The organism is Microbacterium algihabitans, from assembly GCF_032464975.1.
Lineage (GTDB): Bacteria > Actinomycetota > Actinomycetes > Actinomycetales > Microbacteriaceae > Microbacterium > Microbacterium algihabitans.
In genome coordinates, this window is sequence record NZ_JAWDIU010000004.1 from 61,158 (window position 1) to 80,496 (window position 19,339).

The following is a 19,339-nucleotide window of genomic DNA, read 5'->3' on the forward strand; positions in this document are numbered from 1 at the left end:
CGCGGGCACGGCATCCGGATACCGTCGCGCCTATGGCACCGATCGCGCGCAGCCCCCTGACCTCGTTCTTCCTCCGGCTCGGCCGGCAGGTGTGGGTGCGCGCCGCCGTGTTCACCGTCGTCGGGATCGTCGTGGTGCTGGCCGCCCGATTCGTCGGGCCCCTGCTGCCGTTCTCGTTCAGCTTCGGGCTCGCCGACGACGCCGTCGGCTCGCTGCTGCAGATCATCGCGACCGCGATGCTCACCGTCAGCACGTTCTCGGTCACCGCGATGGTCACGGCGTTCTCGTCGGCCACCACGACCGCCACCGCGCGGTCGACGCAGCTGCTCATCGCCGACCCGACCTCGCAGAACGCGGTGTCGACGTTCGTCGGGGCCTTCGCCTTCTCACTGGTCGGCATCGTCGCCCTCGAGACGGGGTACTACCAGAGCCAGGGGCGCACGATCCTGTTCGTGGCGACGCTGGTCATCATCGTGATCGTCATCGTCACCTTGCTGCGATGGATCTCGCACCTGTCGACCTTCGGACGGATGGCCGACGTGATCGACCGCGTCGAGAAGGCGGCCACCGAGTCACTGGAGGTCTACGCCGAGAGGCCGACGCTCGGTGCCCGCGCCGCGGTCGAGATCCCCGCCCGGGCGAGAGCCGTCTACGCTGCGGACGTCGGCTACGTCACCCACGTCGACGTGGCGGGACTGGGCCGCATCGCCGAGCGCTTCTCCGTCGACATCCACGTGCGGGCGACGCCGGGACGCATCGCCGACGCCCGCGTCCCCCTCGCGAAGGTCGTCGGGAAGCTCGACGACGACGTGATCGCGGGCATCCGTCGCGCATTCAGGATCGAGCACCACCGCACGTACGAACGGGATCCCCGGTTCGGTGTGATCGCACTCACGGAGATCGGCAGCCGGGCGCTCTCGCCGTCGACCAACGACCCGGGGACGGCGATCGAGGTGATCGCCGCGCTCCAGCGCGTCTTCGCGCGCGCTCTGCGTACCGAGGCGGACGACGACGTCGCCCACGAGCACGTCTTCGTGCCGGCTCCGCGCCTGGCGGATCTCGTCGACGACGCGTTCCGCCCACTGGCGCGCGACGGAGCGGGACTCGTCGAGGTGCAGGTGCGTCTGCAGAAATGTCTCGCCGCGCTCGCGGCATCCGCCCCTCGGAATGCACGGCTGTTCCGCGATGCCGCGCGCGAGGCGCTCCAGCGGAGCCGGCGCGAACTCCCCCGAGGCGACCGTCGGATGCTGGAGGGATCGGCGCGCAGCGCCTGGCGGGACGTCGCCGCGGGATCGGTCGACGACCGGCGCTCCTGACAGCGCGCTATGGCCGGGCTATCGATCCCCTTCGGCGTGACCACGCGCCGTTGAGGGCGCCCTCCGCGAGGAGTAGACCGGGTCTCATCAGTCGTTCACGACCCACGGGCCGTCTGACATGAGGAGGTCACCATGATCGTCACCAGCATGTCTTCGCAGATCGTCCTGGCGGTGTTCGCGCTCGTCTACGCGGCATCCGTCCTCGCCGCGGTCGTCGCCGTGCGAGACCCGCACGCGTCGGTCGGGCTCAAGGCCGCATGGGCGACCGCCCTGCTGTTGCTGCCGCCGGTGGGCCTGGTCGCCTGGGAGGCCGCACGTGTGGTCGATCACCGCGCTACGATCCGCCCCCTGAGCGCGGTCGATCGCACCGCGTACCTGGCCGACCGAGCCGCCCACGTGGCGAGCGGGTCCGCGCGAGTGTGAAGCGGGGCGCGGGCCGGCGCTGCGTCGGTCCGCGCGCCGTCAGAGCGCCCGGAGCACCGCCGCGACGCCGCCCTCGGTGACCGACAGGCCGACTTCGCCGGCCGCGGCGTGCACCTCGGGCGGACCCTGGTGCATCGCGATCGCACGGCCGCCGTTGCGCACCGCCCACTGCATCATCTCGATGTCGTTGCGCCCATCGCCCATCACCAGGACCTTCTCGGGGGCGATGTCGAGCCAGCCGCGGACGAGTTCGAGCGCGGTGGACTTGTCGACGCCCTGCGGGGCGATGTCGAGCCACGCGGTCCAGCCGATCGCGTACGACACCTGGGTCAGGCCGATGCGCTCGACCAGTTCGAGGAAGTCCTTATCGGTCTGCTCCGGTGCGACCACGACCACGCGACAGACGGGCTGGCCCGAGAGCTCCGCGAAGGTCACCTTGTTCGCGCCGACGAGGTTCCAGTCGTCGAGGTAGTCCGTGAACAGGCGCTTGCCGTCGGGCAGCTCCACGAGGAAGTGCGCTCCGGACAGGTGTTCGCCGAGCAGCGTCAGCACCTCGGTGGGGTCGAACGTCTCGACGTGCGCACGCTCGTACTCTGCGGCATCCGCTTCGCCGCCCCTGCGCATCACGATGGCGCCGTTCGAGCAGACGGCGTACTCGGGACGGATGCCGAGGCGCTCCATGACGCCATGCGTGCTGTCCCAGCTGCGGCCGGTGGCGAGCATGACCTCGTGCCCCGCCTCTTGCGCGTGGCGGACGGCGTCGACGACACCGGGGCTGAGGGTCTCGTCTTCGAGGAGCACGGTGCCGTCGATGTCGAGGGCGATGAGCATGCGTCCGACCGGCGCCTCACGGGCGACGTCGGCGACGAGCTCGGCCGCCTCGTCCTGCGGCGACGCGTCGATGTCTCCGGTGCGGGGAAGGGCGGCCTCGTCGCTCACGCGATGGGCTCCATGACCTCGAGCCCACCGAGGTAGGGCCGCAAGACCTCGGGAACCGTGACCGATCCGTCGGCGCGCTGGTGCGTCTCGAGCAGCGCCACGATCCACCGCGTGGTGGCGAGCGTGCCGTTGAGGGTCGCGACCGGCTGCGTCTTGCCGCCGTCGGCCGGGCGGAACCGGGTCTCGAGGCGACGGGCCTGGTAGGTCGTGCAGTTCGAGGTGCTCGTCAGCTCGCGGTAGGCGTCTTGCGTGGGCACCCAGGCCTCGATGTCGAACTTGCGTGCGGCGCTCGAGCCGAGGTCGCCGGCGGCCACGTCGATCACGCGGTAGGCGAGGCCCAGGTCTTGCAGCATGCCCTCCTGCATCGCGACGAGGCGGTCGTGCTCGGCCTCGGCATCGGCCGGGTCGGTGTAGACGAACATCTCGAGCTTGTTGAACTGATGCACGCGGATGATGCCGCGGGTGTCCTTGCCGTAGGAGCCGGCCTCGCTGCGGTAGCAGGTGGACCATCCGGCGTAGCGCTTGGCGCCGCGATCGAAGTCGAGGATCTCGTCCATGTGGTACCCGGCGAGGGGCACCTCGCTCGTGCCGACCAGGTAGAGGTCTTCCTTCGGCAGGTGATAGACCTCGTCGGCGTGCTGGCCGAGGAAGCCGGTGCCGCGCATGACCTCGGGACGCACCAGCGTCGGGGGGATCATCGGGGTGAAGCCCGCCTGCAGCGCGCGGTCGAGGGCCAGTGTCATCAGCGCCAGTTCGAGGCGGGCGCCGATGCCGGTGAGGAAGTAGAAGCGGCTGCCCGAGACCTTCGTGCCGCGCTCCATGTCGATCGCGCCGAGCAACTCGCCGATCTCGAGGTGGTCGCGCGGGGTGAAGTCGTAGGTCGGGACCTCGCCGTGCGTGCGCAGGGTGACGAAGTTCTCTTCGCCGCCCGACGGGACGCCGTCGATGACGATGTTCTCGATCTTCGCGAGGGCGGCTTCGGCGGCGGCCTCGGCCTCGGAGGCGGCGTGCTGCGCGGCCTTCACCTGCTCGCTGAGCTGCTTCGCCTCGGCCACGAGCGCGGCCTTCTCGTCTTTCGGCGCCTGCGCGACGCGCTTGCCGTGCGCGTTCTGCGCGGCGCGGAGCTCTTCGAAGGCGGTGATGGCGGCGCGGCGGTCGCGATCGGCGGCGAGGGCGTCGTCCACCGAATCCGGCGACTCCCCGCGGGCGATCTGGGAGCGCTTCACGAGCTCGGGATCTTCACGCAGCAGGGTCAGGTCGATCACGCGTCCATCCTACGGTCGGCGTCGCGTGCCGCTTCGCTCCCCCGGGGGGCAGCCCGCGCCACGACCCGCGGAATCGCGCGCGCACACCGGGGTGCTCGGCATCCGCCCGTCAAGCCCACCCCACCGCGCCGTTCCGGCGCGCGGGGCGGTCCTATGGTTGACCCCATGGCCGCCCCTGACGAGCCGCGTGACGACGCGGAGTCCCCCGAGACCGTTTCCGCCGACGCTCCCGACGAGGTGAAGGCGGATGCCGCCGCGGCCCAGGGCTCGGACGAGCACTTCCACGCCGCGCGCCTCGGCGACGACGTCGCCGATCACCCGCGCAAAGACGTCCCCCACCCGAAGGACGCCGCGGAGCCCGACGACACCATCCACCAGCCCGAGGACGTCGACCCCGACTCGTCGGCCGAGCTGCCCGGCAAGACGCAGCGCGTCGACCTCGAGGGCGAGGAGGCCCCGATCGACGCCGAGACCACGCAGAAGAAGCGGGCCGCCCTCATCTACAACCCCGTCAAGGTCGACCCCGACGCCCTGCGCACCCGCACGGCCGAGCTGTCGGCCGAGGCCGGCTGGGCCGAACCGCTGTTCTACGAGACGACGGTCGACGACCTGGGCGACGACGTCACCCGCGCCGCCCTCGATGAGAAGGTCGACGCCGTGCTCGTGGCGGGCGGCGACGGCACCGTCCGCGCCGTCGCCGAGGCGCTGACCTCGTCGGGAGTGCCCCTGACGATCATTCCGAGCGGCACGGGCAACCTGCTCGCCCGCAACCTCAACCTGCCCCTCTCCGACAGCGACGCGATGATCCGCTCGACCTTCGAGGGCGACGTCCTCTCGATCGACACCGGGATCGCGCGCATCCGTCGCGCCGGCGGAGAGATCGAGGAGCACGGCTTCTCGGTCATGGCCGGCATCGGCCTGGACGCCGCGATGATCCAGAACACCCGCGACGACCTGAAAAAGCAGGTCGGCTGGGTCGCCTACGTCGACGGAGCGGCGCGGTCGCTCGTCTCGGCGAAGCCCTTCCGCGTCATGTACCAGCTCGACGGGCACCGCCTGCACTCGGCGAAGGTGCAGAGCGTTCTCTTCGCGAACTGCGGCGCCCTGCAGGGCGGCGTGGCTCTGATCCCCGACGCCTCCATCGCCGACGGCAGCCTCGACGTGGCCGTGCTGCAGCCGAGCGGCGTTCTCGGCTGGCTCGGCGTGTGGCGGAGCATCGTGTGGGACAACTCGGTGCTCCGGAAGTTCCGCGCCGGGCGGCGCGTGCTCGAGCGCCGCAAGGACACCTCGGTGCGCTACCTGCGGGGCACGGGCATCGAGCTGGCGACCGCTCCCGCGCAGCCGATCGAGCTCGACGGCGACGAGTTCGGCGAGGCGACGCGCGTGTACACCCGCATCGTCGCCGGCGGGCTCGTGGTCGCTCTGCCGAAGGGCCACGACACCTCGTCGCTCTGACCTTCTCGGGGCGGCGGCCGCGCGCGGGTGTCAAGCCCGAAGCACCGGATGCCGCGGTGGATAGCGTCGACGCATGGCTTCACCCTCGATCGTCTGGTTCCGCGACGACCTGCGCCTGACCGACAACCCGGCGCTTCGCGCAGCCCTCGACCGCGACGAACCGATCGTCGCCCTGTACCTGCTGGACGAGGAATCCGACGGCGTGCGCGAGATCGGCGGGGCGGCCCGCTGGTGGCTGCACGGCTCGTTGACCTCGCTCGGCGAGCGCGTGAGCGAGCGCGGAGGGTCGCTGGTGCTGCGTCGCGGCAAGGCGGCCGAGGTCGTCCCCGCCCTGGTCGAGGAGGTCGGCGCCGGAGCGGTGTTCTGGAACCGGCGCTACGGCGGAGTGGAGCGCGAGATCGACGCCGGCATCAAAGAGAAACTGCGCGACGACGGCGTGACCGTCGCCTCGTTCGCCGCCAACCTGCTCTACGAACCGTGGACGGTGCGCACCCAGTCCGACAAGCCGTACGGGGTGTACAGCCCCTTCGCGCGGGCCGTGCAGAAGCTTCCCGCCCCGCGCCCGCCGATGCCGGAGGCGCGCAAGATCCCCGGTTTCGACGGCAGCGTCGACGGCGACGACCTCGGCGCGTGGGGGCTGCTGCCCACGAAGCCCGACTGGGCCGGGGGCCTGCGCGAGACGTGGGAGCCCGGAGAGCCCGCCGCGAAGGCGCGCCTGAAGGAGTTCCTCGACGACGACCTCGGCGACTACTCGAAGTACCGCGACGAGTTCGCCGGCGGCGCCACCTCGAACCTGTCGCCCCGCCTGCGCTGGGGCGAGCTCAGCCCCTACCAGGTGTGGCACGACACCCTCGAGCACCGGGGATCGGGCCAGCACGCGCAGAGCGCGAGCGGCTTCCTCTCGGAGCTCGTGTGGCGCGAGTTCGCCTGGCACGTGACCTACCACTCCCCCGACATCGCGACGGTGAACTGGCGCCGCACCTTCGACGCCTTCCCCTGGCCGGAGCTCGACCGGTCGCACCTCGAGACCTGGCAGCAGGGCAAGACGGGCGTGGCCGTGGTCGACGCCGGCATGCGCCAGCTCTGGCACACCGGCGTCATGCACAACCGCGTGCGCATGGTCACGGCGTCGTTCCTCATCAAGAACCTGCTCATCGACTGGCGTCACGGCGAGCAGTGGTTCTGGGACTGCCTCGTCGACGCGGATGCCGCGAGCAACCCCTTCAACTGGCAGTGGGTCGCGGGAAGCGGTGCGGATGCCGCTCCGTACTTCCGCGTGTTCAACCCCGACACGCAGCGCAAGAAGTTCGACCCGCACGACGCCTACGTCAAGGAGTGGGCCCCGGAGTACCTCGGCGAGAACCCGCCGGAGCCGATGGTGGACCTCGGCGAGACGCGTAAGCGGGCGCTCGACGCGTATTCGCACGTGCGCCACGGGGGCTGAGCCGGAACCCGCTTCGACGGATCGCGAAGCTCACGGCATCCGGGGACGCGAAAGGGGCGCCACCTCACGGTGACGCCCCTTTTCGAGACGGGTGTCAGTTGACGCGCTGCTCGGCGGCGGCGTCCTCGTCGTCGTCGTCGCCCGGGATGAAGACGTCGACCACGGTCACGTTGATCTCGGCGACCTTCATGCCCACGAGCTCGGTGATGGCCTGGTGCACGGCCGCGCGGACGTTGGAGGCCACGCGCTGAAGCTGCTCGGGGTAGTCGACCTGGATCGCGATGTCCGCGGCCACCTCGGTCTCGCCGACCTCGACGCTCACACCCTGGGCGTGGTCCTTGGCACCGACGGCCTGACGGATGTTGCCGATCACACGGGCCGCTCCGCCACCGAGGGCGTGGACGCCGGGAACCTCGGCCGCGGCGATGCCGGCGACCTTGGCGACGACGGCGTCGACGATGACGGTCGAGCCGCCGTCCTTCGTGGCAGGGGTGGGGGTGGCGGTGGTGGTGGTGTTCTCAGCCATGTTCGCTTCCTTCCGTCGTTCCGGGACCGTGTGTCCCGCGATGTCATAGGTAGGACGCACGCCGAGCACCATTCGTCACGGAATCTTCCTGAGAGGATCCTGACCGTCGGTCATCCGCCGAAGAAGTCACCGAAGGGCTCGCCGGCGTCCCCCGTGTCGCGCGGATCGATCTCGACGGTCTCGACCGACAGCGTCACACTCGTGTGCGGAGTGAACAGCACCCACACCTCGCGATCGCCGACCACGACGAACCGCTCGAACCTCCCGCCCGCGTGCACCGCCTCCTCGATTCGTCGCTCGAGGTCGCCGAGGTCTTGCCCCTGAGCGAGGAGATAGGAGTTCTCGCCTATCGCGATCTGCGTGCGCACCATCGTCTCGGTCCCCATGCGCGGGACGGTAGGCCGCGTCATCGGCGGAGGTCACGGGGGTTGCGCTCTCGCGCCGGAGGAATAGGAGAGGGCACGAACCGGTTGGATCCGAGGTGAACGACGCCATGCCTTCCCTCTCCGTTCTCGACCTCGTTCCCGTGCGCCACGGGCAGAGCAGCGCGCAGGCGGTGAGCGCCGCCCTCGACCTCGTCGAGCGGGCCGACCGCCTCGGCTACCGGCGCTACTGGTTCGCCGAGCACCACAACATGCCCTCGGTGGCGTCGACCACTCCCCCCGTGCTCATCGCCGCGGCTGCGGCGCGCACCTCGCGCATCCGCGTCGGGTCGGGCGGCGTCATGCTGCCCAACCACTCCCCGCTCATCGTCGCCGAGCAGTTCGCCGCCCTCGAGGCCCTGGCCCCCGGCCGCATCGACCTCGGCATCGGCCGCGCCCCCGGCAGCGACCCGGTCATCACCCAGTTGCTGAACCGCTCGGGCACCACGAGCGACGTCTCGCGCTTCCCCGACCACGTGACCGACATCATGGCGCTCACCTCGCCCGACGGGGCGACGGTGCGCTTCACCTCGGGCACCGAGTACCAGGTGAAGGCGACGCCCGCGGCATCCGGAACCCCCCAGGTGTGGCTGCTCGGCTCGAGCGACTACTCGGCGCAACTCGCGGCCAGCTTCGGTCTGCCCTACGTCTTCGCGAACCACTTCTCGGGCGAGGGGCTCACCCACGCGCTCGGGGTGTACCGCGACCAGTTCGTGCCCAACGAGTCGGGTGAAGGCCCGCGCACCTTCGTCACCGCCAACGTCGTCGCCGCGCCGACCGCCGAAGAGGCGGAAGAACGCGCCCTGCCGCAGCTGCGCATGATGGCGCGCCTGCGCACGAACCGCCCCATGGTGCCGCTCGAGACCATCGAGCAGGCGAAGGCCGAGCCGTTCGACGCGATGGCCGAATCGATCATGGCCTCGACCCGGCAGAAGTGGTTCGTCGGCACCGGAGCCGAGGTGCAGGGCCAGCTCGCCGCGTTCGCCGCGCAGCACGGCGTCGACGAGATCATGGTCTCGCCCGTCGCCGGAGCATACGAAGGCGAGGGGTCGGAAGGCCGCGTGCAGACGCTCGAGCTCATCGCGGCTCCCGCGACCGTCGCGGCCTGACGCGAGACAGGTGGCTGAGCCTGTCGAAGCCACCGGGGGCGCCGCGGGTCCCGGGCCCTTCGACAAGCTCAGGGACCTGCGTAACGCCAGGTGGCTGAGCCTGTCGAAGCCACCGAGGCCACCGCGGGTCCCGGGCCCTTCGACACGCTCAGGGACCTGGGCTGCGCGAGAGACAGGTGGCTGAGCCTGTCGAAGCCACCGAGGGCGCCGCGGGTCCCGGGCCCTTCGACACGCTCAGGGACCTCTGCCGTACGCGAGGTGGCTGAGCCTGTCGAGGCCACCGAGGGCGCCGCGGGTCCCGGGCCCTTCGACGGGCTCAGCGACCTGGGCTGCGACGGGCCGTTCGACACGCTCAGGGACCTCGCGACGGGTCAGGCCTCGGGCTCGCCGCTCAGCAGGCCGCGCAGCCAGTCGCGGGCCTCGACGAACACGTCGTCGCTGTAGCGCTGCGGGTAGCGGACGATCGCGCGGTCGGCGCGGGCATACGAGCCGAGGAAGATGACCTTCGGGCTGAACCGGCGGAGTCCCAGAAGGGCGTCGGCCATGCGCTCGTCGTGCACGTGCCCGTCGGCGTCGATGACGAAGCGGTAGCGCCCGAGGGCGTCGCCGATGGGGCGCGAGGCCAGCAGGCTCAGGTTGATGCCGCGCGTGGCGAACTGCTCGAGCAGCTCGAGCAGGGCACCCGGGTGGTCCTCGGGCAGCTCGACGATGAGCGAGGTCTTGTCGGCACCGGTGGGCGGCGCCGGCGCGACCGTGCGGCTGACCAGCACGAAACGCGTCACCGCATTGGGGTTGTCGCCGATGTTCTCGGCCAGCACCGAGACGTCGTGGTGGGCGACGATGCCGGGGGCCGCCACCGCGGCATCCGCCGCACTCGTCCCATCGAGCACGCCCAGCGCGCTCGCGACGTTGCTCTCGGCGGGAAGGTGCGCGTGGGCGGGGAGGTTCTTGCTGAGCCATCCGAGGCACTGGCCGTAGGCGACCGGGTGGGCGGCGATGAGCGAGACGTCGGCGAGGGTGGCGCCGGGGCGACCGACGAGCACGAAGTTCACCGGCACGAGGTATTCGCCCACGATGCGCAGACCCGGCACGGTGGCGAGGGCGTCCTGCGCGGTCGAGACACCGCCGTCGACGGAGTTCTCGATGGCGATCATCGCGGCATCCGATCGCCCCTCGACGACGTCGGCCAGCGCTTCGCCGACGTTGCGGACGGGACGCCAGATCTGATCGCGCGCCTCGGGCACCTGCGCGAGGGCCGCCTCGGTGAACGTGCCGGCCGGGCCGAGGTAGCTGTAGGTACGGCGGGCGGGCACGGTCTCTGTGTCGGGCAGCACGGCGTCCAGCCTAGACCTGGGGGATGATTCCGGATGCCGCGTCAGCGGGCCCCCGCCACCGTCCGGGGCTCGGTCGACGGGCGACCGCCCGCGGCGCGGTGACGGATTCTCTCAGAATGCGTCACGGCGTGTGCGCATGTCGGAGGGAGCGGGCAGACTGGACGCATGAGCAGTCGCGCAGGGCAGCCCGCAGAGGCGTCCGATCTCATCGACATCGACGAACTGATCGCCGCGTATTACGACCGCAAGCCCGACGCCGCCGTGCCCGAGCAGCGCGTCGCCTTCGGAACGAGCGGTCACCGCGGATCCTCGCTGAGTACGAGCTTCAACGAAGACCACATCCTCGCCACGACCCAGGCGATCGTCGACTACCGCGCCGCGCAGGGGATCACCGGTCCGCTGTTCCTCGGCCGCGACACCCACGGGCTGTCGCTCCCGGCCGAACGCAGCGCCATCGAGGTGCTCGTGGCCAACGGCGTCGACGTGCGCGTCGACTCGCGCGACGCGTGGGTGCCGACCCCCGCGCTCAGCCACGCGATCCTCACCTACAACCGCGACCTCGACGCCTCCGACCCCGGCCGCGCCGACGGGATCGTCGTCACGCCCTCGCACAACCCGCCGCGCGACGGCGGCTTCAAGTACAACCCCCCGCACGGCGGACCGGCCGACACCGACGCCACGGGCTGGATCGCCGACCGTGCGAACGAGCTCATCGCCGCCGGCCTCGACGGCGTCACCCGCACGCGTCACGCCGACATCGACCTCGACGGCCTGGGCCAGTACGACTTCCGCGACGCGTACGTGCGGGATCTGGCATCCATCATCGACATCGACGCCATCAAGAACGCCGGCGTCCGCATCGGCGCCGACCCGCTGGGCGGTGCGTCGGTGGAGTACTGGGCGCTCATCGCCGAGGTCTACGGCCTCGACCTCACGGTCGTGAACCCCGAGGTCGACCCGACGTGGAAGTTCATGACGCTCGATTGGGACGAGAAGATCCGCATGGATCCCTCGTCGCCCTCGGCCATGGCCTCGCTCGTCGCCGCGCGCGCCGACTACGACATCCTCACCGGCAACGACGCCGACGCCGACCGCCACGGCATCGTCACCCCCGACGCGGGGCTGATGAACCCGAACCACTACCTCGCGGTCGCGATCGACTACCTGTTCTCGCACCGCCCGAACTGGCCGGCCGACGCCGCCGTGGGCAAGACGCTCGTGTCGTCGATGATCATCGACCGCGTCGCCGACGCCCTCGGCAAGACGCTGCTCGAGGTGCCCGTCGGGTTCAAGTGGTTCGTCCCCGGCCTGCTCGACGGCTCCGTCGCGTTCGGCGGCGAGGAGTCGGCGGGTGCGTCGTTCCTGCGCAAGGACGGCACGGTCTGGACGACCGACAAGGACGGCATCCTGCTCTGCCTGCTGGCCGCCGAGATCCTCGCCGTCACCGGCAAGACCCCGTCGCAGCGCTACGCCGAGCTCGAGCAGCAGTTCGGATCGTCGGCGTACCAGCGCGTCGATGCGCCCGCGTCGCCCGCACAGAAGTCGGCGCTGTCGAAGCTGTCTCCGGATGCCGTGTCGGCCACCGAACTCGCCGGTGAACCCATCACCGCGAAGCTCTCGCACGCGCCGGGCAACGGCGCCGCGATCGGCGGGCTGAAGGTGCAGACCGAGTCGGCGTGGTTCGCCGCGCGCCCCTCGGGCACCGAAGACGTCTACAAGCTGTACGCCGAGTCGCTCCGCGGTGAGGACCACCTGCGCGAGGTGCAGGAAGAAGCACGCGCGGTCGTCTCGGCCGCGCTCGGCCAGGCCTGATCCGCACGGTTCGTCAGCGGCGTCGCCCTTCGGGGCGGCGCCGCTTTCGCGTGTACCGGGTCGGCGCGACGAGCCGTCGTGCGGAGTCGACGGCGACACGCCGCGACCCCCGGGCCCGCAGACCGGCGTGTCGGCCTCGAACTCCGCAGGACGGCACCCGGCGGGGCGGCGGGGCGGCGGGAGGACCGGGACGGGGACGGGGACCGGGACGGGGACCGGGACCGGGACGGGACCGGGACGGGACCGGGACCGGGACGGGACCGGGACCGGGACCGGGACGGGACGGGGACGGGACCGGGACGGGGACGGGACGGGGACGGCAGCGGGCCGACCGCCCCCTCATGAACCGTCGTGCGGAGTCGACGGCGACACGCCGTGACCCCGGGCCCGCAGACCGGCGTGTCGGCCTCGAACTCCGCAGGACGGCACCCGGCGGGGCGGCGGGAGGACCGGGACGGGGACGGGACCGGGACGGGGACCGGGACGGGGACGGGGACGGCACCGCGCCGACCGCCCCCTCATGAACCGTCGTGCGGAGTCGACGGCGACACGCCGTGACCCCGGGCCGGCAGACCGGCGTGTCGGCCTCGAACTCCGCAGGACGGCACCCGGCGGGGCGGCGGGAGGACCGGGACGGGGACGGGACCTGGACGGGGACGGGACCGGGACGGGACCGAGACGGGACGGGGACGGCACCGCGCCGACCGCCCCCTCAGGAACCGTCGTGCGGAGTCGACGGCGACACGCCGCGACCCCGGGCCCGCAGACCGGCGTGTCGGCCTCGAACTCCGCAGGACGGCACCCGGCGGGGCGGGCGGGCCGCCGTAAGGGGCGGGGCCGGACGGGACGGGACGCCCGACCGGGGCGGGAACGCCGCGGCCCCGACGCTCCGGAGAACGTCGGGGCCGTGGCATCCGGGGCCGAAGCCGGGATCAGGCGGGGGCGAAGGTCTTCGCGTCGATCACGAAGCGGTAGCGCACGTCGCTCTTCAGCACGCGCTCGTAGGCCTCGTTGATCTGGTCGGCCGAGATGAGCTCGGTCTCGGGCGCGATGCCGTTCTCGGCGCAGAAGTCGAGCATCTCCTGGGTCTCGCGGATGCCGCCGATCGACGAACCCGCGAAGGAACGACGGTTGGTGAACAGCGTGAAGACCTGGATGGGCAGCGGCTCCGGCGGGGCGCCGACGTTGACCATCGTGCCGTTGAGGGCGAGCAGGCCCAGGTACTGCTTGAGGTCGAGCGGGGCGCTGACGGTGTTGATGATGAGGTCGAAGCTCTTCTTGAGCTTGTCGAAGGTCTCGTCGTCCTTCGTCGCGTAGTAGTGGTCGGCGCCCATCTTCAGGCCGTCGTCCTTCTTGCTGAGCGTCTGCGAGAGCACGGTGACCTCGGCGCCCATGGCGTGGGCGATCTTGACGGCCATGTGGCCGAGTCCGCCGAGACCGACGACGGCGACCTTCTTGCCGGGGCCGGCGTTCCAGTGGTTCAGCGGCGAGTAGGTCGTGATGCCGGCGCACAGCAGCGGCGCGGCCTTCTCGTAGGGGATCGACTCGGGAACGCGCAGCACGAAGTGCTCGTCGACGACGATCTTCTCGCTGTAGCCGCCCTGGGTGATCGTGCCGTCGACGTCTTTCGCGCCGTACGTACCGATGTTGCCCTTCTCGCAGTACTGCTCCTCGCCGGCGAGGCAGTTCTCGCACTCGCGGCACGAGTTGACCATGCAGCCGACGCCGACGCGGTCGCCGACCTTGTGGCTGGTGACCTCGGAACCGACCTCGGCGACCGTACCGACGATCTCGTGGCCGACGGTCAGGGGGTAGGGCACGTCGCCCCACTCGCCGCGGATGGTGTGGATGTCGGAGTGGCAGATGCCGGCGTAGGCGATGTCGATCAGGACGTCCTTCGGGCCGACGTCGCGGCGCTCGATGGTCGTGGGCTCGAGGGGTGAGGTCGCGGACGACGCCGCGTAGGCGTTGACGTGCATGGGTCTCCTCAGTGGGGGATCGTTGCGGACGGTCAATCTTCTCCCGCCGACGCCGCCGAGGGACGGGCTTGCACGGATGTGCGCGAAGTGTCAGAGGAGGAGGGCCTCAGGCGGCGGGCGACAACAGGGCGGCGAGGCGCGGCAGCTGCGAGGAGTCCTCGAGGGCCGAGCCCACGGCCGCCACGCGCACCCCGGCGTCGAGGTAGTCGGCGACGTTGCCGGCGTCGAGACCGCCCGTCGCGACGAACCGCACGTCGGGGAAGGGTCCGCGGATCATGCGGAACCACGCCGGGGTCAACCAGGTCGCGGGGAACGCCTTGAGCCAGCGCAGCCCGAGCGAGACGGCGAGCTGCACCTCGCTGGGGGTCGCGACGCCCGGGAGGATCGGGATGCCGTGCGCTCGGGCCGCGGCGACGACGGCGGGGTCGAGCCCGGGCGAGACGAGGTAGCGCGCACCGGCCGCGACGGCGATCGGCACCTGCGCGGGGTCGATGATCGTGCCGGCGCAGACGATCCGCCCGCGCTCGGCTCCCGCGGCGCACACCGCGCGCAGGGCCTTTTCGTCGGCGGGGGTCTGCAGGGGAACCTCGACGTTGTCGATGCCGAGGTCCCACGCGGTCGCGGCGAGCGCGAGCGAACGCTCGCGGCCCATCCCCCGCAGGATCGCCATGAGCGGGGCGGAGGCGAAGGTGTCGTCGAACCAGGCGGCGGTGGCATCGGGAGGGGTCATGCGGGCGTCCTGTCGGGGTGGGCGGCATCGTGCAGCGAGTCGCCGTAGGTGCGGAGGGTGAGCGCGGCGCGCTCGTGGCCGGAGCGGAGGCGATCGGATGCCGTGGCGCCGGTCGCCCGCGCGGCGAGGTATCCCCCGGCGAAGGCGTCACCCGCCCCCACGGCGTCGAGAACCTCGACCGCCAGCGAGGGGACGAAGACGCGCTCCTCGCCCGCGAACACCGTCGCGCCGACGTCGCCGTCCTTCACGACCAGCTCGGCGATCCCCGGGAACAGCGCGCGCACGTCGGCGTCGGTGGGGGTGCCCCAGAGCACCTCGGCCTCGTCGCGGCCGACGAACACGAGGTCGGCCCGGGCGGCGAGGGCGCGCAGCACGGGCGCGGCCTCGGCCGCCGACCACAGCGCGGCGCGGTGGTTCACGTCGAAGCTGACGGTGACGCCCTCGTCGCGCGCCCGGCCGATCGCGGCGTCGAGGAAGTCGCGCGCGGTGTCGGACAACGCGGCGGTGATGCCCGAGACGTGCAGCACGTCGACGCCGTCGAGGGCCAGGGTCGCGGCATCCGCCCTCGAGAAGCACGACGCCGCGGAGCCCCGGCGGTAATAGCTCACCCCGCGCCCCGGGTCTTTCACGTACAGCCCGGTGGGGTGCGCCGCGTCGCGCTCGACGAGCGAGACGTCGACACCACGGCCCGCGACCTGCCGCAGCACGCGGTCACCGAGTGCGTCGACGCCCAGGCGGCTCCACCAGCGTGCGGTCACGCCGAGGGCCGCGGCGTGCGCGGCGACGTTCGACTCGGCTCCGCCCGCGTCGACGAGGAAGCCGGTCGCCTCGACCACTCCCGCCCCGTCGGCGGGCGCGAGCATCGCCATCGTCTCGCCGACGGCGAGCAGCACGGGACTCATCAGCGCAGGTCGGTGATGGGCGCGGCATCCATGTCGTCGAACGACTGGTTCTCGCCCGCCATCGCCCACACGAATGAGTACGCGGCGGTGCCGACTCCCGAGTGCAGCGACCAGCTCGGCGAGATGATCGCCTGGCGGTCGCCGACGATGAGGTGACGCGTCTCTTCGCGCTCGCCCATGAGGTGCACGACGCGCGCCTCCTCGGGCAGGTCGAAGTAGAGGTAGCACTCGGTGCGGCGGTCGTGGGTGTGGGCCGGCATGGTGTTCCACATCGATCCCGGATGCAGCTGTGTCACACCCATCACGATCTGGCAGCTCTTCACGCCGTTCTCGTGGATGTACTGGTTGAGCGTGCGGCGGTTGCTCGTGAGCTGGTCGCCCAGCTCGCGGACCGTGCCTTCGCCCGGAGAGACGAGGGCGGCGGGGTAGGCCGTGTGCGCGGGGGCCGAGAACAGGTAGAACTGCGCGCCCGCGGCATCCGCCCCATCGGCGAAAACCACGTCGCGGATGCCGCGACCGAGGTACAGGCAGGCTCCGGTGACGAGCTCGTACACCTCGCCGTCGGCGGTGACGGTTCCGGCGCCGCCCACGTTGACGATGCCGAGCTCGCGGTGCTCGAGGAAGTACTCGCTGCGGATCTCGGGGTAGCCCGTGAGCGGCAGGGGCGAGCCGGCGGGCACCGCTCCGCCCAGCACGATGCGGTCGTGGTGGGTGTACGTCAGGCGCACCTCGCCGGCGACGAAGACGTCGTCGATGAGGAAGCGCTCGCGCAGCTGCGCGGTGTCCATGCCGGGGATCTGCTCGGGGTGGGTGGCGTAGCGCTGGGGGATGGAGGCGGTCATGCGAATCTCCTGGATCGGGGGTGGAAGGGGCGGGCGGCGGCGCGCGTCAGCGGACCAGCCACCCGCCGTCGACGGGGATCACCGCGCCGGTGACGTACGCGGCGGCATCGGAGGCGAGGAAGACGAAGGCACCCTGCAGGTCGGCCGGGGTGCCCCAGCGGGCGGCGGGGATGCGGGCGAGGATCGACGCCTCGCGATCGGCGTCGGCGCGGATGGGCGCGGTGTTGTCGGTGGCCATGTAGCCCGGGGCGATCGCGTTGACGGTGACTCCGGATGCCGCCCACTCGTTCGCCAGCGCCTTGGTGAGCCCCGCGACCGCGTGCTTGCTCGCCGCGTAGCCCGGGACGAGGATGCCGCCCTGGAACGACAGCATCGAGGCGACGTTGACGATGCGCCCCCAGCCCTGGTCGATCATGCGGCGACCGGCGGCCTGCGACAGGTAGAACACCGCGTCGACGTTGACCGCCATGACCTCGTCCCAGTCGCTCGTCGCGTGCTCGGCGGCGGGGGCGCGACGGATCGTGCCGGCGTTGTTGACGAGGATGTCGACACGGCCGAGGGCATCGGCGGCCTCGTCGATCGCGGCGGCGAGCTCGGCGGGCGTGGCCGTGGCGAAGTCGCGCTGCACCGTGTGCACGCGCCGCCCGAGGCCGCGCGCGAGCTCGGCGGTGTGCGAGGCGTCGCCGCGGTCGATCAGCACGAGGTCGGCTCCGGCCTCGGCGAGCGCGAGGGCCGCGCCCTGGCCGAGCCCGCGGCTCGAACCGGTGATGACGGCGACGCGGCCGTCGAGGCGGAAGGTGTCGAGGATCATGCGGAGTCTCCCGGGGGTGCGACGAAGGTGGTGGTGAGCTCGCCGAGGCCCGAGATGCGCACGGTCACCGCGTCGCCGGGGGCGAGGGGCCGGTGCGCCTCTTGGGCGTCGGGGAGCTTCTGCGGCGTGCCCGTCGAGACGACGTCGCCGGGCTCGAGGGTCATGACCTGGCTCAGGTGATGCACGACGAAGGCGACCGAGAAGATGGTCGTCGCCGTCGACTGCGAGACGGTCACGACCCCGTCGCGCACGACCTCGACGAGCAGGTCCTGCGGGTCGACCTCGTCGGCGGTCACGAGCCACGGGCCGAGGGGCGCGAAGCCGTCGAAGCACTTGCCGAGCGCCCACTGGCTCTGCTTGCGCTGCCACGAGCGGTCGGACACGTCGTTGAGCACGGTGTACCCGGCGACGTACGACATCGCCTCGGCCAGCGGCACGGCGTGCGCGCGGCGCCCGATGACCACCGCCACCTCTCCCTCGTAGTCGACGTCGTCGGCGACGGCGGGGACCACGACGGGATCGTTCGGCCCGCCGAGCGTGTTCGCCGTCTTCACGAACACGTCGGGCGTGGCCGGGTCGTCGGTGGTCGGGTCGACGCCGTCGGGCACGTGACCGCGGTAGTTGTACCCGAGGCAGGCGAGGATGCGCGGCCGCACCGGCGCGCGCAGGCTCGAGGGGTCGAGGGTCGGCAGGGTCTCGGCATCCGTCGTCTCGATCAGATCCCGGATGCCGTCGAGCTCGGCGAAGAGCTCGCTCAGCGGTCGCGGGCCGAGGTCGAGCACGTGGTCGCCGGTCGCTCCCGCCACGACCGCCACCGACCGCTCGCCGGCGCCGCCGTCGATGCGCGCGAGCCTCACCACACGGGCCGCCAGTCGGGACGCGAGGCGCGCGCGAGCGCCTCGAAGTAGAAGTAGTCGCCCCAGAGGGTCCCCTCGTCGACGCCGACGTTCTTGGGCAGGTCGTAGACGCCGTGCAGCAGCACGGTGTCGGCGTCGTCGGCCCGGGCCGGGGTGTAGTGGGCGATGAGCGAGGTGAGGATGCGCTCGGCCGCCGCGCGCCAGCGGGGCGCGTTCTCGGGGTCGGCCTCGGCCAGCTCGAACAGTCCGCACACCGCGATCGCGCCCGAGGAGCTGTCGCGCGGGGCTTCGGCGCCGTCGTTGTACACGAGGTCCCAGAAGGGGACGTCGTCGGCGGGCAGGTGCGAGAGGAAGTACTCGGCGCACGTGCGGGAAGCCTCGAGCAGCGCCTCGTCGCCGGTGGCGCGGTGGTTCAGCGCGAAGCCGTAGATGCCCCACGCCTGTCCGCGCGCCCAGCACGAGTCGTCGAACGCGCCCTGCTCGGTCGCTCCGCGCAGCGGCTCGCCCGTCTCGGCGTCCCAGTAGAAGGTGTGGAAGGTCGAGCCGTCGGGGCGCAGGATGCGGGTGCGGAGCTCGGCCGTGTGCCGGGACACCACCTCGCTGAAACGCGGGTCGCCGGTCTGCTCGCCCGCCCACGTCAGCAGCGGCATGTTCATGAGGCTGTCGATGATCGTGCGACCGCGCTGCGCGGGGTCGGCGAGGTCGCCCCAGGCCTGGATGATCCCGGCCGAGGGCAGGTAGCGCGTCATGAGGTGCTCGGCCGCCGACAGGGCGCTCGCGCGGGCCTCGGCGTCGTCGAGGAGGCGCGCGGGCGCCACGCACGACAGCGTGTAGAGGAAGCCGAGGTCGTGGGTGTCGAGGTCGTCCTCGTCGCGCACGCGGCGACCGAAGTCGGCGGCGTGGCCGAGCGCGGCGTCGCGGAACACGTCGTCGCCGGTCAGGTCGTAGGCGATCCACTGCATGCCCGGCCAGAAGCTCGTGGTCCAGCCGCGGTTCGCGCCCTCGGCGAAGCCGGGCACGGCGGGGCGCAGCGGATAGCGGTTCTCACGGGTCGTGTCGTCGGGGTACCGCGCGCCGAAGGCGTCGATGTTGGCCCGCACCGTGGCCAGCACCTGCGCGATCGCGCGGTCGGTGTCCACGCGAGCGGTGGGGAGGGAGGTCGTCATCGGGGGA

The 19,339-nt window shown here is 71.8% G+C and carries 18 protein-coding genes; 6 read left to right on the top strand and 12 right to left on the bottom strand.

Going from position 1 to position 19,339, the window contains the following annotated elements; all coding sequences use genetic code 11:
- The first annotated feature begins 32 nt into the window (after nucleotides 1-32).
- Nucleotides 33-1,316, top strand: coding sequence for a DUF2254 domain-containing protein (locus RWH43_RS12025; RefSeq protein WP_316001595.1), 1,284 nt, complete (start codon nucleotides 33-35; stop codon nucleotides 1,314-1,316).
- A gap of 132 nt (nucleotides 1,317-1,448) precedes the next feature.
- Nucleotides 1,449-1,739: a PLDc N-terminal domain-containing protein gene (locus RWH43_RS12030; RefSeq protein WP_144834646.1), complete on the top strand. Its 291-nt coding sequence runs from the start codon at nucleotides 1,449-1,451 to the stop codon at nucleotides 1,737-1,739.
- A gap of 39 nt (nucleotides 1,740-1,778) precedes the next feature.
- On the opposite strand, the gene RWH43_RS12035 is transcribed toward RWH43_RS12030, so the two are convergent.
- Both RWH43_RS12035 and serS read right to left on the bottom strand, forming a co-directional pair.
- The gene (locus RWH43_RS12035; RefSeq protein WP_316001596.1) at nucleotides 1,779-2,678 is read right to left on the bottom strand and encodes an HAD family hydrolase; all 900 of its coding nucleotides are present in this window, start codon (nucleotides 2,676-2,678) and stop codon (nucleotides 1,779-1,781) included.
- Nucleotides 2,675-3,943 carry a serine--tRNA ligase gene (gene serS / locus RWH43_RS12040; protein ID WP_230705235.1) on the bottom strand — a complete coding sequence of 423 codons (1,269 nt, stop codon included), beginning with the start codon at nucleotides 3,941-3,943 and terminating at the stop codon, nucleotides 2,675-2,677. Before serS ends, RWH43_RS12035 begins: the two co-directional genes overlap by 4 nt.
- A gap of 165 nt (nucleotides 3,944-4,108) precedes the next feature.
- On the opposite strand from serS, the gene RWH43_RS12045 reads away from it, so the two are divergent.
- A complete protein-coding gene (locus RWH43_RS12045; RefSeq protein WP_316001597.1) occupies nucleotides 4,109-5,398 on the top strand; it encodes a diacylglycerol/lipid kinase family protein in 1,290 nt (429 codons plus the stop codon).
- 73 nt (nucleotides 5,399-5,471) lie between these two features.
- Nucleotides 5,472-6,842, top strand: coding sequence for a cryptochrome/photolyase family protein (locus tag RWH43_RS12050; RefSeq protein ID WP_316001598.1), 1,371 nt, complete (start codon nucleotides 5,472-5,474; stop codon nucleotides 6,840-6,842).
- Nucleotides 6,843-6,936: 94 nt separating this feature from the next.
- Here RWH43_RS12050 and RWH43_RS12055 read toward each other — a convergent pair whose 3' ends face one another.
- Both RWH43_RS12055 and RWH43_RS12060 read right to left on the bottom strand, forming a co-directional pair.
- Nucleotides 6,937-7,368: an Asp23/Gls24 family envelope stress response protein gene (locus RWH43_RS12055; RefSeq protein WP_144834640.1), complete on the bottom strand. Its 432-nt coding sequence runs from the start codon at nucleotides 7,366-7,368 to the stop codon at nucleotides 6,937-6,939.
- Between the two features lie 110 nt (nucleotides 7,369-7,478).
- Complete coding sequence (locus RWH43_RS12060; RefSeq protein WP_316001599.1) at nucleotides 7,479-7,754, bottom strand: hypothetical protein; 276 nt, start codon at nucleotides 7,752-7,754, stop codon at nucleotides 7,479-7,481.
- 107 nt (nucleotides 7,755-7,861) lie between these two features.
- Here RWH43_RS12060 and RWH43_RS12065 point away from each other — a divergent pair, with 107 nt between their 5' ends.
- The gene (locus RWH43_RS12065; protein ID WP_316001600.1) at nucleotides 7,862-8,899 is read left to right on the top strand and encodes an LLM class flavin-dependent oxidoreductase; all 1,038 of its coding nucleotides are present in this window, start codon (nucleotides 7,862-7,864) and stop codon (nucleotides 8,897-8,899) included.
- A gap of 371 nt (nucleotides 8,900-9,270) precedes the next feature.
- Here RWH43_RS12065 and pheA read toward each other — a convergent pair whose 3' ends face one another.
- The gene (gene pheA / locus RWH43_RS12070) at nucleotides 9,271-10,233 is read right to left on the bottom strand and encodes a prephenate dehydratase (protein ID WP_144834634.1); all 963 of its coding nucleotides are present in this window, start codon (nucleotides 10,231-10,233) and stop codon (nucleotides 9,271-9,273) included.
- A 165-nt stretch (nucleotides 10,234-10,398) separates the two neighbouring features.
- On the opposite strand from pheA, the gene pgm reads away from it, so the two are divergent.
- Nucleotides 10,399-12,045: a phosphoglucomutase (alpha-D-glucose-1,6-bisphosphate-dependent) gene (gene pgm / locus RWH43_RS12075; protein WP_154097603.1), complete on the top strand. Its 1,647-nt coding sequence runs from the start codon at nucleotides 10,399-10,401 to the stop codon at nucleotides 12,043-12,045.
- 932 nt (nucleotides 12,046-12,977) lie between these two features.
- Here pgm and RWH43_RS12080 read toward each other — a convergent pair.
- The 7 genes from RWH43_RS12080 to RWH43_RS12110 all read right to left on the bottom strand — a co-directional run bounded on the left by RWH43_RS12080 (nucleotide 12,978) and on the right by RWH43_RS12110 (nucleotide 19,332).
- Entirely contained in the window at nucleotides 12,978-14,024 is a 1,047-nt protein-coding gene (locus RWH43_RS12080) for an NAD(P)-dependent alcohol dehydrogenase (protein WP_230705241.1), read from the bottom strand.
- Between the two features lie 106 nt (nucleotides 14,025-14,130).
- Nucleotides 14,131-14,754, bottom strand: coding sequence for a bifunctional 4-hydroxy-2-oxoglutarate aldolase/2-dehydro-3-deoxy-phosphogluconate aldolase (locus RWH43_RS12085; protein WP_316001601.1), 624 nt, complete (start codon nucleotides 14,752-14,754; stop codon nucleotides 14,131-14,133).
- On the bottom strand, nucleotides 14,751-15,656 hold the full coding sequence (locus RWH43_RS12090; RefSeq protein WP_316001602.1) for a sugar kinase: 906 nt from the start codon (nucleotides 15,654-15,656) through the stop codon (nucleotides 14,751-14,753). The genes RWH43_RS12085 and RWH43_RS12090 overlap by 4 nt, the downstream gene beginning before the upstream one ends.
- Nucleotides 15,656-16,498 (bottom strand): 5-dehydro-4-deoxy-D-glucuronate isomerase, encoded by an 843-nt coding sequence (gene kduI / locus RWH43_RS12095; RefSeq protein ID WP_144834622.1) that lies wholly within the window; start codon nucleotides 16,496-16,498, stop codon nucleotides 15,656-15,658. The genes RWH43_RS12090 and kduI overlap by 1 nt, the downstream gene beginning before the upstream one ends.
- 46 nt (nucleotides 16,499-16,544) lie before the next feature.
- Nucleotides 16,545-17,309 carry a 2-dehydro-3-deoxy-D-gluconate 5-dehydrogenase KduD gene (gene kduD / locus RWH43_RS12100; protein ID WP_230705244.1) on the bottom strand — a complete coding sequence of 255 codons (765 nt, stop codon included), beginning with the start codon at nucleotides 17,307-17,309 and terminating at the stop codon, nucleotides 16,545-16,547.
- Nucleotides 17,306-18,166, bottom strand: coding sequence for a fumarylacetoacetate hydrolase family protein (locus RWH43_RS12105; protein WP_316001603.1), 861 nt, complete (start codon nucleotides 18,164-18,166; stop codon nucleotides 17,306-17,308). The genes kduD and RWH43_RS12105 overlap by 4 nt, the downstream gene beginning before the upstream one ends.
- A complete protein-coding gene (locus RWH43_RS12110; RefSeq protein WP_316001604.1) occupies nucleotides 18,163-19,332 on the bottom strand; it encodes a glycoside hydrolase family 88 protein in 1,170 nt (389 codons plus the stop codon). Before RWH43_RS12110 ends, RWH43_RS12105 begins: the two co-directional genes overlap by 4 nt.
- Nucleotides 19,333-19,339 lie beyond the last annotated feature (7 nt).

Bases quoted from the DNA above. Each gene is read 5' to 3' on its own strand.
- RWH43_RS12025 (WP_316001595.1), top strand. From the start codon at position 33: ATGGCACCGATCGCGCGCAGCCCCCTGACCTCGTTCTTCCTCCGGCTC.
- RWH43_RS12030 (WP_144834646.1), top strand. From the start codon at position 1,449: ATGATCGTCACCAGCATGTCTTCGCAGATCGTCCTGGCGGTGTTCGCG.
- RWH43_RS12045 (WP_316001597.1), top strand. From the start codon at position 4,109: ATGGCCGCCCCTGACGAGCCGCGTGACGACGCGGAGTCCCCCGAGACC.
- RWH43_RS12050 (WP_316001598.1), top strand. From the start codon at position 5,472: ATGGCTTCACCCTCGATCGTCTGGTTCCGCGACGACCTGCGCCTGACC.
- RWH43_RS12055 (WP_144834640.1), bottom strand. From the start codon at position 7,368: ATGGCTGAGAACACCACCACCACCGCCACCCCCACCCCTGCCACGAAG.
- RWH43_RS12060 (WP_316001599.1), bottom strand. From the start codon at position 7,754: ATGGGGACCGAGACGATGGTGCGCACGCAGATCGCGATAGGCGAGAAC.
- RWH43_RS12065 (WP_316001600.1), top strand. From the start codon at position 7,862: ATGCCTTCCCTCTCCGTTCTCGACCTCGTTCCCGTGCGCCACGGGCAG.
- pgm (WP_154097603.1), top strand. From the start codon at position 10,399: ATGAGCAGTCGCGCAGGGCAGCCCGCAGAGGCGTCCGATCTCATCGAC.
- RWH43_RS12080 (WP_230705241.1), bottom strand. From the start codon at position 14,024: ATGCACGTCAACGCCTACGCGGCGTCGTCCGCGACCTCACCCCTCGAG.
- RWH43_RS12085 (WP_316001601.1), bottom strand. From the start codon at position 14,754: ATGACCCCTCCCGATGCCACCGCCGCCTGGTTCGACGACACCTTCGCC.
- RWH43_RS12090 (WP_316001602.1), bottom strand. From the start codon at position 15,656: ATGAGTCCCGTGCTGCTCGCCGTCGGCGAGACGATGGCGATGCTCGCG.
- kduI (WP_144834622.1), bottom strand. From the start codon at position 16,498: ATGACCGCCTCCATCCCCCAGCGCTACGCCACCCACCCCGAGCAGATC.
- kduD (WP_230705244.1), bottom strand. From the start codon at position 17,309: ATGATCCTCGACACCTTCCGCCTCGACGGCCGCGTCGCCGTCATCACC.
- RWH43_RS12110 (WP_316001604.1), bottom strand. From the start codon at position 19,332: ATGACGACCTCCCTCCCCACCGCTCGCGTGGACACCGACCGCGCGATC.